Origin of the sequence: Segeticoccus rhizosphaerae (genome assembly GCF_005222685.1) — a bacterium.
GTDB lineage: Bacteria > Actinomycetota > Actinomycetes > Actinomycetales > Dermatophilaceae > Segeticoccus > Segeticoccus rhizosphaerae.
In genome coordinates, this window is the sequence record NZ_SWMA01000045.1 from 19,208 (window position 1) to 30,969 (window position 11,762).

At 67.0% G+C, this 11,762-nt stretch carries 9 protein-coding genes; 7 read left to right on the forward strand and 2 right to left on the reverse strand.

Annotated elements, in window-relative coordinates:
- Positions 1 to 213: 213 nt before the first annotated feature.
- Genes mobF through FCN22_RS19345 form a run of 4 tightly spaced genes read left to right on the forward strand, consistent with a single transcriptional unit; the run spans position 214 to position 7,746 of the window.
- Positions 214 to 3,825 carry a MobF family relaxase gene (gene mobF, locus FCN22_RS19330; protein ID WP_238384857.1) on the forward strand — a complete coding sequence of 1,204 codons (3,612 nt, stop codon included), beginning with the start codon at positions 214 to 216 and terminating at the stop codon, positions 3,823 to 3,825.
- 44 nt (positions 3,826 to 3,869) lie between these two features.
- Positions 3,870 to 4,976 carry a CBASS cGAMP-activated phospholipase gene (locus tag FCN22_RS19335; RefSeq protein WP_137123203.1) on the forward strand — a complete coding sequence of 369 codons (1,107 nt, stop codon included), beginning with the start codon at positions 3,870 to 3,872 and terminating at the stop codon, positions 4,974 to 4,976.
- Positions 4,973 to 5,965 (forward strand): SMODS domain-containing nucleotidyltransferase, encoded by a 993-nt coding sequence (locus tag FCN22_RS19340; RefSeq protein ID WP_137123204.1) that lies wholly within the window; start codon positions 4,973 to 4,975, stop codon positions 5,963 to 5,965. Before FCN22_RS19335 ends, FCN22_RS19340 begins: the two co-directional genes overlap by 4 nt.
- A complete protein-coding gene (locus FCN22_RS19345; RefSeq protein WP_137123205.1) occupies positions 5,962 to 7,746 on the forward strand; it encodes a ThiF family adenylyltransferase in 1,785 nt (594 codons plus the stop codon). The genes FCN22_RS19340 and FCN22_RS19345 overlap by 4 nt, the downstream gene beginning before the upstream one ends.
- A gap of 34 nt (positions 7,747 to 7,780) precedes the next feature.
- Here the strand turns inward: FCN22_RS19345 and FCN22_RS19350 are convergent, their stop codons facing one another.
- A complete protein-coding gene (locus tag FCN22_RS19350; RefSeq protein WP_137123206.1) occupies positions 7,781 to 8,761 on the reverse strand; it encodes a DNA-processing protein DprA in 981 nt (326 codons plus the stop codon).
- Between the two features lie 196 nt (positions 8,762 to 8,957).
- On the opposite strand from FCN22_RS19350, the gene FCN22_RS19355 reads away from it, so the two are divergent.
- Positions 8,958 to 9,329 (forward strand): sulfate permease, encoded by a 372-nt coding sequence (locus FCN22_RS19355; protein WP_137123207.1) that lies wholly within the window; start codon positions 8,958 to 8,960, stop codon positions 9,327 to 9,329.
- Between the two features lie 2 nt (positions 9,330 to 9,331).
- Here the strand turns inward: FCN22_RS19355 and FCN22_RS19360 are convergent, their stop codons facing one another.
- Positions 9,332 to 9,679 (reverse strand): hypothetical protein, encoded by a 348-nt coding sequence (locus FCN22_RS19360; RefSeq protein WP_238384858.1) that lies wholly within the window; start codon positions 9,677 to 9,679, stop codon positions 9,332 to 9,334.
- A 274-nt stretch (positions 9,680 to 9,953) separates the two neighbouring features.
- Here FCN22_RS19360 and FCN22_RS19365 point away from each other — a divergent pair, with 274 nt between their 5' ends.
- Together FCN22_RS19365 and FCN22_RS19370 are read left to right on the forward strand one after the other, a co-directional pair.
- Positions 9,954 to 11,186 carry an MFS transporter gene (locus FCN22_RS19365; protein ID WP_137123209.1) on the forward strand — a complete coding sequence of 411 codons (1,233 nt, stop codon included), beginning with the start codon at positions 9,954 to 9,956 and terminating at the stop codon, positions 11,184 to 11,186.
- A gap of 80 nt (positions 11,187 to 11,266) precedes the next feature.
- Positions 11,267 to 11,662: a PPOX class F420-dependent oxidoreductase gene (locus tag FCN22_RS19370; protein WP_137123210.1), complete on the forward strand. Its 396-nt coding sequence runs from the start codon at positions 11,267 to 11,269 to the stop codon at positions 11,660 to 11,662.
- The last annotated feature ends 100 nt before the right edge of the window (positions 11,663 to 11,762 follow it).

The window sequence follows — 11,762 nt, forward strand, 5'->3', positions numbered from 1 at the left end:
TGCCGAGCTGGTCACCTGTCAGGTGCACGACTCCGGCACGCCCGCCGCTCATCGAGCCATCCGAGCGACACCGCCGGAGCCCGATCTGCCACTTCCTCTCCGACCGCACATCGAGGTCACACGCCTCTTGCAGGTCGAGGGTGAGCCGGGCATTACCGCTTCAGAAGTCACCGGGTGCGGGTGCTCACCTGCTGGCCATGAGCGGAGGTGAGCATGACGGTTTCGATGCGTGTGATGTCGGCGGGCGATGGCTATAAGTACCTGCTCAAGACGGTCGCGGCTGCCGACGGCGACCGGCCACTTTCAACGCCGCTGACTCGCTACTACATGGAGGAGGGCACCCCGCCTGGTCGCTGGCACGGCGCGGGTGTAGCGGACCTCGGCAAGGGCGAGATTCAGGTGGGCGACCGAGTATCAGAACACCAGCTCCAGATCCTGATGGGCACGGGCTGTGATCCGATCACTGGCGACAAGCTCGGCCTGGGCTTCGCGGCGTACAAGAGCCAGGAAGAGCGGATCGAGGCACAGATCGCCGCTCTTGACCAGACGCTGACACCTGGGGCCAAGGGCGAGGCGGTCGCGCAGATCGTTGCCGAGGAAACTGCCCGGAGCACACGGCGTGCGGTGGCGGGCTTCGACTTCACCTTCTCCATCCCGAAGTCCGCATCGGTGCTGTGGGCGGTCGCCGACGCCGGGGTCCAAGCACTCATCGCAGAAGCGCATCATCGCGCGGTTGCGGAGGTGGTTGCGTTCATGGAACGCGAGGTTGCAGCCACCCGCGCGGGCGCAACCGCCGGGGACGGTGCGGTTGCTCAGGTCGATGTCACCGGGCTGATCTCGACCGCGTTCGATCACTTTGACTCCCGCGCTGGCGACCCTCACCTCCACACGCACGTGGTCATCAGCAACAAGGCCAAGACCGTCCTCGACGGGAAGTGGCGCTCGCTCGACGGCAGACCGATGCACGCCGCCGTCGTCGCCCTCTCCGAGCTACACGAAGCGGTGTTCGCCGACCATATGACGCGCACCTTCGGCGTCTCGTGGGAGGCCCGAGAGATGGGTCGCGACCACAACCCTGCATGGGCGATCACGGGGGTGCCCGAGGAACTGATCGCCGAGTTCTCGACCCGAGCCCGTCACATCGACGCAGAGACTGACCGCCTCATCGCCGAGTACATCGCAGCGCACGGACGACGCCCGGCACCGGCAGCCATCATGAAACTCCGAGCCCAGGCGACCCTTGCAACGCGGCCTGAGAAGCAGGTCCGATCCCTGGCTGATCTCACTGCGGAGTGGCGGACCCGCGCGACGAAGACGCTGGGGCGGGACGCGACGACGTGGGCACGCGAAGTCACCGACAACGACAAGCCGCTGCTCCTGCGTGCCGACGACGTGCCGCTCGACGTGATCGGTGAGTTGGGACGCTCGGTGGTCGAGGTGGTCGGTGAGAAGCGTTCGACCTGGCGACGGTGGAATCTCATGGCCGAGGCCTCCCGGCAGACGATGGGCTGGCGGTTCGCCACCATGCAGGACCGGGAAGCCATCGTCGCGATGGTCGCCGACGCCGCCGAGCTCGTTTCCCTTCGGTTGACGCCGCCCGAACTCGCCTCCTCGCCGGTCGTGTTCCGTCGGCCCGACGGCACCTCGGTGTTCCGTCCGAAGAGCTCGACCGTGTTCACCTCCGAGTTCCAGCTCGCTGCGGAGGACAGACTCCTCGAACGAGCCGCGAACCTGGCCGGTCCGACGGTGCAGCTCGCGACGGTCGAAAAGATCACGCGCAGACCCGACGCGCACGGTCGGATGCTCGGCGACGACCAAGCCGATGCCTTGACCCGCATCGCGGTGTCGGGGCGGGTGCTTGACGTGCTGGTCGGTCCTGCTGGGGCGGGCAAGACCACCGCCATGAACGCGCTCCGCCGCGCCTGGGAAGCTGAGCACGGCTCCGGTTCCGTCGTCGGGCTCGCCCCGTCAGCGGTCGCTGCCCAGGTCCTCGCGGACGATCTCGGGATCGAGACGGAGAACACGGCGAAGTGGTGGCAGAACCACCTCATCCACGGCACCACGTTCGAGGCGGGACAGCTCGTCATCATCGACGAAGCCTCCCTCGCCGGCACCCTGTCACTTGACCGCATCACCTACCTCGCCCAGGACGCGGGCGCGAAGGTGCTGCTGGTCGGCGACCACGCCCAACTGCAATCCGTGGACGCGGGCGGCGCGTTCGCGATGATCGCCCGAGACCGGGCCGACGCCCCCGAACTGGTCGACGTTCACCGCTTCACCCACGCCTGGGAGAAGACCGCCTCCCTCGAGCTACGTCACGGACGCGCGGCGGCTATTGACACTTACCTCGCCCACGAGCGCATCACGGAGGGCGACGGCGAGGCGATGACCGATGCCGCCTACAACGCCTGGCGTGCCGACCGGAACGCCGGGCTCGTTTCTGTGCTGATCGCCGAGACCCACGACGACGTGACCGCGCTGAACGGTCGTGCCCGCGCCGACCTGATCCTCAGCAAGACTCTGAACCCCGACCGCGAGGTCGAACTGCGCGACGGCACCGCCGCAGGCGTTGGCGACACCATCATCACCCGACGCAACAACCGGAACCTCCGCACCATGGCCGGGCGGGACTGGGTGCGCAACGGCGACATCTGGACCGTCACCGCCGTCGGCGACGACGGGACCATCACAATCGCGCGCGACTACGGGACTGGCACCGCCGTCCGCGACGACGGAACCATCAAGGCTCGGAAGCGAGCAAGCAGGTTCGGCGGCACCATCGTGATTCCGGCCTCGTACGTGGCCGAGCATGTCGATCTCGGATACGCGGTCACCGCGTACCGCGCCCAAGGCATCACGACTGACACCGCGCATGTACTGGTCGAACCGACCTCGACGAGGGAGACCTTCTACGTCGCGATGACCCGAGGGCGGCACGCGAACCACGCCTACGTGACGCTCGACCGCGCCGACGACCACGCGCAGCCATACCCCGGCGACGACCCGCATGCCACCGCGCGAAGCGTGCTGTACGGCGTTCTGCAGCACAGCGGTGCCGAACTCTCGGCGCGCGAGACCATCGTGGCCGAGCAGGAGCGGTGGGGCTCGATCGCCCAGCTCGCTGCCGAGTACGAGACCATCGCCGCCGCAGCCCAACACGACCGCTGGGCCACCCTCGTTCGCAACTCTGGATTCACTGACGAGCAGGCCGAGAGTGCCATCGCGTCCGAAGCCTTCGGCCCGCTCGCGGCTGAACTCCGACGGGCTGAGGCGAACCGTCACAATGTCGATGCGCTGCTGCCGCGCATCGTCGCTGCACGCGGGTTTGGTGACGCAGACGACATCGCCGCCGTCCTCCACTACCGCGTCGAGCGGGCGGCCGCACGTCCCGCAGGATCAGGCCGGACCCACAAGCCATCGCGACTCATCGCCGGCCTCATCCCGCAGGCGCACGGAGTCATCGACGCAGAGATGCGGGAGGCCCTCGACGAGCGAGAGGACCTGATCGAGGCCCGCGCCGACGCCGCACTCGAAGCTGCACTCACCGAGAACGCACCGTGGACGAAGGCTCTTGGGGCGCAGCCAGACGAGCGACGACGAGCCGCGGCCTGGCGTAAGGCCGCCCGCATTGTCGCCGCCTACCGAGACCGCTACCGCATCACCGACGACGCACCTCTCGGTGCTCCGCCCGAGTCGGCCGCCCAGAAGATCGACGCCGCGCGAGCACGATCCGCAGTCACGCAGGCGACCGAAGCCGCTGGTACGCGTACGGGACACAGCGGGCCTCGGCCGGTGGAGCACAGGCCGCTGGGTCGCTCGCTGTGACCTGAGCCAGTGGGAGTGTCGGAGCGGCGGCGTAGAATAGTTACATGGTTGTAGTTCCCGCAAATCCGCCCGACGCCGGAGGCAACGTGCCCGGTGGTCAGCTTGAGGTGGGCGCACAACTGGACAGCGCCGGGGTGACCGGTCAGCTACCTGCGATGGGTTCAGAACCGTTCCAGATACTGGCACTGGACGGCGGCGGCGCCAAGGCCCTCTTTACCGCTCATGTGCTCGCAAGGTTGGAGCAGGACCTTGGCGTCAGCATCAGCGAGTCTTTCGACTTGATCGCCGGGACCTCGGCTGGCGGGATCGTCGCGCTGGCGCTGGGCGCCGGGCTCACACCTGCCCAGATCGTTGAGCACTACGAGGAGCTTGTCAACACTGTGTTCCCGGCCGCGAGGCGTCGGCTGTGGCGGCGTCCGCGCCAGCTGACCGCTCCCATCTACGATGACGGTGCACTCCGAACCGCGCTCACGAACGTGCTCGGAGGACGGATACTCGGCAATAGCACCAAGCGATTGGTCATCCCAGCGTGGGACGTGCAACGGGGTAGTGTGCACATCTTCAAGACACCACACAACACGCGGCTCGCACGAGACTGGCGCATCCCGATGGTGGACATCGCGATGGCGACCTCAGCAGCGCCGCTCTACTTCCCGGCCGCTCGCGTGGACGGGCACCGACTCATCGACGGTGGTGTATGGGCGAACAATCCATCCGTTGTCGCGATTGCTGAAGCCGTAAGCATGCTCAATCAGCCACTGAGCTCGATCAAGGTGCTCAACGTTGGCACCATCGACCAGCTCACGAACCACCCCAAGCGCCTCGACCGCGGCGGACTGCTGAACTGGGCGAAGCCAATCGCTCCACTCATCCTCAACGCCGGAAGCCGCGGTGGACAAGGCATCGCTGAACATCTGATCGGCAAGGATGCCTACACCAGGTTCGATGCCCGCGTCCCCGGCGATCTGTACGCACTCGACTCGGCAGACCCGAGCGACCTCGCCGGGCTTGCCGCATCCGCCAGCCGCGAACTCAGCCCCCTCTACACCGAGAAGTTCGCGACCCATCGCGCAGCCGAATACACACCGCTGATCGGAGACCCACATCGCGGTGACCCGACGAGTATGCCTACCACGGAGGTCTCCCGATGAAGCTCACCGACCACTTCAACGTCCTGCTCAAGGACACCGTCAACCTAGGCCAGGTAAAGCTGGACCTGCTCGACTCACGCGTCGAGTCGGTCTACAAGGCGTTGAAAGCCGACGAGCAGATCGGCCCGCTCATCCTTGGCAAGACGCCGCAGGGCTCCTGGGCACACAAGACGATCATCAACCCCGTCGGCGACAACGAGTTCGACGCAGACTTCATGCTCAACATGAGCGAGAACCCGGACTGGTCCGACGATCCGAAGAAGTACATCGAGGAGGTCTACGCGGCCCTGCACCGCCACAGCACCTACGGCAACATGCCGCACTCACGCAAGTGCCGCTGCGTCCGACTTGTCTACGCGAACTCGATGCACCTCGACATCGTGCCGCACCTGACCCTCGCAGACGGGCGCGAGGTGATTGTAAACCGCGACGACAACGACTGGGAGCCGACCAACCCCCAGGGCTTCACCGACTGGATGAAGACCAAGGACACGCTCGCCAACGGCAACCTTCGCAAGGTCATCCGGTTGATGAAGTACCTGCGCGACCACAAGAACTCCTTCACAGGAACACGGTCGATCCTCCTCACCACCCTGCTCGGCGAGCAGGTCACCGAACTGCGTAAGCTGCTGAACCCGAACTACTACAGCGACGTTCCGACCGCGCTCCTACACCTCGTCAACGACCTCGACAGCTGGCTCCAAGACCGCCCGACCAAGCCCTCGATCCCGGACCCGTCCGGTTCCGGAGTCACGTTCGACCACCGGTGGGAGCAGTCAACCTACAGCTACTTCCGGGATCGCATCCACGCCCATGCGGCCGAGATCAAGGAGGCGTACGACGAGGAGAACAAGGACCGCAGCGTTGAGTTGTGGCAGGGCATTTTCGGCGATGGGTTCAAGGCCCCGGCCACCTCGTCGAGCAGCACCAAGTTCCCCGCAGCGCCGGTACCGGCTACTACCGTGGGGCGGTCTGGCCGCGCGGGATGAGCCGTCGAAATCAGGGCACGCTGTCGGCATGGCAGAAGCAGCTCGTTGACGAACTGAGGGCGCTCGCCAAAGCCACGCCCCACGACCTGCGAATCGTCCAGCAACCCAAGCTCGACGCAGAGAGTCATGCCACCGTCCGGGTCAGGCTCAACACCGCCAGCATCCTGCGAAGTTGCACAGGTCTCGTGCTTGAGAACTACGAAGAGTTCATCCTCCAGATTCGACCATCGATGTTCGTTCCGCCGAGCGTCGAGGTTGACCACCTACGCTTCCTCGGCTTCCCACATGTTCTCCAGGGGCAACGGCTCTGCATCTACCTCGATCCTTCGCGCGAGTGGCGTCCGTCGGAAGGAATGGCTGGGTTCCTAAATCGTCTGTGGGGCTGGCTCACCGACGCCGCAGGCGGAAAGTTTGACCCCGCGACCGCGATGTATCACGCGGTCGGCGGCGTGCTCCACCACGCGGATGACACCCCTACCATCGTCGTCCGCGAGCCTGGCCCAACCAAGCCACGGCAGATCGCTCAGCTCATCGCCCACTCGACGCAACGGTACGATCTCACCTACTCGACCGGAGGCGATGGACACCGCACGCCCGTCTTCACCCTCGCAAGCGACATGCCCTTCGGCGCGGCCTCGACTTTCGCGTTGTTCCTTGCGCTCCTGGATGATCCGTATCTCGACCAGGCCGCGGGCCAGCCCCCACGAGTAGCGGCTCAATCTCCGGCATTCATCACCTCCCTTCTCGCCAGTGCTCTCCGAAACCCCGACGGCGAGGAGCAGTACTTCGTCCTCGCCGTTCCCCATCCCGCAGGCGGCCCACATCACCTGCTCGGCGGGCGCCTCCACGCAACGACCGCCGATGCACTGCGACGCATCGCTAACAAGCACGGCACCGCGATCAACCTTGATCCCACGAGCATCAACGCCGAAATCCCCATTGAATGGTGCAACATGTCCGACGAACGACAAGCAGTCACGACGCGGCGCGACGAACGCCGACCCGTCAACGGCTACCAGGGAAAGACTGTTCACATCTGGGGGTGCGGCGGGCTGGGATCATGGGCGGCCGAGTTCATCGCACGTGCCGGGGCCACGGGTATCACCGTCTGCGACCCAGGAGTCATCACCGGCGGACTCCTCGTACGACAGAACTACACCGAAGCCGACATCGGACAGACGAAAGCCGATGCCCTCGCGACACGGCTGCGCTCGCTCCGCGACGACCTCACCATCTCCATCGCCGAGGGGAGCGTGCCAGACCTCGCCGATCTCCTCGCGGCCGATCTCATCATCGATGCGACCGTAAGCCACAGCGTGACCACGTACCTCGACACACTTGTCGGCGTCGAGCGCAAAGCCCTCATTGCCCAGATCGCGACGGACGCCAATTCCGGCACCCTCGGCATCGCCAACATCAGCGCACCTGACTCGACTCTGACGCCATCAGGGATCGACGCATGCGCGGGTCGCGCGGTACTCGCCGACGGTGAGCTGGAGCTCTACCATCCGCTCTGGCGTGAGGTGGCCGAGGGGGACGAACTGATACCAACGAGAGGGTGCTCCGTGCCCACCTTCCACGGTTCAGCCGCAGACCTGGCAGCCGTCGCTGCGACGCTCGTCAACATGATCGGCCTCCACTTGCAACAGCTGCCATCCACAGTCTCCGGGACACACCTCGTCGCGCTGCCGCACGCACCCTCCGGGCCCAGGCACCACTTCGTGTTGGCCGAAGCGGAGGATACGAGTCTGCCTTCGCCTGCTGTCGGAAATACCGAGTAGTTCAGCGGCAGGAACCCCGCGCCGACCGGCACACTCACAGCGTGCGTGTTGCCGACGCGGTCGGGCCGTCGTGCTCCCGGCCGAGCTCTACTTGCGGCGTCCTACCGGGGTTCGCCAAGCCAGCCAGGTCCGAGCTGTCCGCGACCAGGGAAGCGATTCTGTCGCGGATCAGACGATTCGGCCCAACACTCGTTGCGCTGGTCACCGGGCCGGGAACAGCTCCGACAGTGCGGCCAAGTTCGTGCGCGCGGCGGGCGACGGTCATCGATCCAGAGCGAGCGCCGGCCTCAACCACGAGGGTCGCTGCGGAGAGTACAGCCATAACCCGCGCCCGAGCAATGAAGCGGTGGCGCGTCGGCACTGCGCCAGGTGGAACCTCGCTGACCATGAGGCCGAGGTCAGCCACCCGCTCAAGCAGTTCACGGTGACCTATCGGGTAGGGGCGATCAACGCCGTTCGCCACGACCGTGATCGTGTCGCCGCCTGACGCGAGGGCCGCTCGATGAGCAGCACCTTCGATGCCGTACGCACCGCCGGCCACGATGATCCGCTCAGCGCTGGCGAGGTCGGAGGCAAGCTGCCCGGCCACATGCTCGCCGTAGGAGGTCGAGGCCCTCGCGCCGGTGATCGTGACGAGATCGTTGAGCGGTCGTGCGAGGAACGATGTCGTGCCACGAGTCCAGAGGACGTACGGCCGCCGGTCCCCAAGATCGTCGAGCGCGGAAGGCCATTCTTTGTCGCCGGGAATCAGCGTGCCGATATCGGCGCGCTCGGCTCCGACGAGGTTCTGTTCAAGTGTCCGAGCATCTGAGCGCTGGAACTGGGCACGCCACACCTGAGCGTCAACGGTACTGAGTCCCGGCACAGCGTCTTCACACCCGGCGAGCCGAAGCAGCTCAAGCGCACCGAGCTCACCTAGGAGGCGACCGGTCACGGCATCGTCCGGTTCGACGAGCATCGACAGCGCCATCCGCGCCGTGCGCTCGTCCTGGACTACCTGGCTCAAGATCGTCATCGTCGGCTCCTCTCACTCCTACAGAGAGGTGCGCGCGGCGACGCAGGGGCCGAAGGGTTCCGTGAACGCCGCCCCCGGCGTACAGTGGATGGTGAGGCAGGTTCTCCTCATATTGCGGGTCCTCCGGGACGGCCTTCGGGCGCTCACACACGTTCTGCCTCCTCGACGGAGTAACACGTGTGACGAGAGGTCCGTCATGTTCCGCCTTATCTGGACGCTCAGCGTTCGCACTCGCGACTATCTGCACCGCTACATGCCGAGCAACCGACTGCTCGCTGCCATCCGCACACGTCGCGGACTCAAGTGGGGGATACCCGCGATGCTGGTCGCGCTTCCGTACATCCTGATCGCAAGCATCTGCTCTGGCTCGGCAGCCGACGGCGGCCCAGGCTGGCTCCACCTCATCGTGCTGTGGGCATGCTGGAACGCGCTCAAGTTCATCATCATGGGACCCGTGAGCGTCGCTCTGCTCATCCGTGCGCGCCTGCGCGAGGCTGCGGTCCGTCGTCACCTGCGCCACGACTCGCGCGTCGAGGCGGGCCTGCGTGAGCCAGCCCTTCGTGTCTAGGCTCAACCGCCCACGGCCGTGGATGCCGTGATGCGAGAACCACAGCGCCCGCCAGGCCGGATCACGACGCCGTGCGAAGCGAGCGCTCGTCGGACAGCCTGAGGCCCCGCCCCAACCTTCACGCCGACCTCTACCAGCGTCAACCCGCTGAGGTAGAGGTCGGCTGCTTCGTGGATGCGGGAGGGATCGAACCGTCCACGGCGGATCGTCACCTCTCGCCGGGTGAGGTGGGTGGCGACCGTGCGGCGGTTCACTCCGAACACGGATGCCAGCTCCACGAGCGTCGCGCCCCTGCGGTACTGCGCCACCAGATCGTCGACCTGCTCGGGGCGCAGCAGGGTTTGAGCCATCCCAAGTGATCGCACTACTCGACCCCTGGAATCGGAAACGGTAGGCTCGGAGGAGCGCTGGTCCTGGTTGTAGAAGCCCCGTGACCTGCGCAAAGACAAGGTTTTCAGGTGTGGGCAGGGGTTCTCAAACTCTCTACGGAGGTCCACCAGTCAGGGCCACCTCCCGATCGGGCGGTGGTCCTGTTGGCGTTGGTATGACGTGTGGTCACCGAACCGACCCGCAGCCCCCGGGCAGCCCCCGCAAGGAAGCCGGGCGATGACAGGAAGGTGAGGCATGGCGGTGGAGGCACGTTCCCGGGCGGCCGCCGACCCCGGTGACCGGCGGGCGCGGGTCGCGGTCGCGGCCCTGTTTCTGACCAACGGCGCGCTGTTCGCCAACCTCCTGCCGCGCTATCCGCAGATCAAGGCGGCACTGGGGCTGGACAACGCGACCTACGGCCTGGCCGTGGCGGCCTTTCCGGCGGGTGCGATCGTGGCGGGGCTGGCCGCCGGAGTGGTGATCCGGCGAATCGGCTCGGCGCAGGTTGCCGTCACCGGCACCATCCTCACCGGTCTGGCCGTCCTGGTCGCGGGGCTCTCACCCTCGGTCTGGTGGCTCGGTGTCGCGCTGTTCCTCGGTGGCGCCACGGACGCCTGCACCGACGTTGCCCAGAACGCGCACGGCCTGCGGGTCCAGCGTCGCTACGGTCGTTCGATCATCAACTCCTTCCACGCGGTGTGGTCCGGCGGCGCGGTCCTCGGCGGCGCGATGGCCGCTGGGGCGATCGCGTTGGGCGTCCCGATCGGTGTCCACCTCGGTGTGTCCGCAGCCCTCTTCTCGGGGGTGGCGCTGGTGGCGCTGCGGTTCTGCCTGCCGCGCCACGACGCCGATTCCTCGGCGGAGCCCTCCGCCGAGGGCGGTGGGAGCCGAAGCCGGTTGCGCCCGAAGGTGAGCCCCCGGATCGCCGTCATCGTGACCGCTCTCGTCCTGATCGCCATCGGCGGCACCCTGGTGGAGGACGCCGGCAGCTCCTGGGCCGCGGTCTACCTCCACGGCTCGCTGCAGGCGCCCGCCGCGCTCGCCGCGACCGGGTACATCGCGCTGGTGGCCGCGCAGTTCGTCGGACGGGTCCTGGGAGACCGGCTGGTGGACCGCTTCGGCCAGCGCGCCGTCGCCCGCACGGGAGGGGCCCTCGTGGCGGCGGGGATGGGCCTGGCGCTGGCGTGGCCGACGGTCGCCGGCACGATTGCCGGCTTCGCCGCGGCCGGTCTCGGCGTGGCCACGCTGGTGCCGGCCGCCATGCACGAGGCCGATGAACTGCCCGGGTTGCGACCCGGCACCGGGCTGACCCTCGTCTCGTGGCTCATGCGGCTCGGCTTCCTGTTGTCGCCGCCTCTCGTCGGTCTCGTCGCCGACGCCACCTCGCTCCGGGTGGGACTCCTCGTCGTCCCCTTCGCCGGTGTCCTCGTGCTCGTCCTGGCCGGCGTGCTGCACGGGCGCTCCGGTGCCGCGAGCTCGAACGCGTGAGCGGCACCTCCGGCGGTGGAGGACAATGCAGTGGTGACCGGCGCCGTCGGACGCGCCGTTCGAGCCCCCAAGGAGTGCACATGACCTCGATCCCCGATTCACATCGCTACCTGCTGGACGCCGAGGTGGCGACCCTGGCGACCGTGGGGCCGGACGGGCGACCGCAGTTGTCCGCGCTGTGGTTTCTCGCCGAGGACGAGACGGTGCGGCTCTCGCTGAACACGGCCCGGCAGAAGACGAAGAACCTGGAGCGCCAGCCCTCCTGCACCTTCTTCGTCCTGGACGTGGCCAACCCCTACCGCTACCTCGAGATGCGCGCTGACGCCGAGCTCAGCCCCGACCCGGACTACACCTTCGCCGATCGGGTGGGTGCGAAGTACCACTCCGACCTGCGTGAGATGGACGGCCCCGGCCAGACGCGGGTGGTCGTGACGCTCCGGCCGGTCAAGGTCAATGCCGTGGACATGGGCGCATGAAGCGCGCCGCCGGCCCCGGCTAGCCTCGCCGTTTCATGGTTCGGGGGTTGACACGGGCCTGTAATGCACGGAAGTGCCTGTCCGGCACGGGAAACTTGGG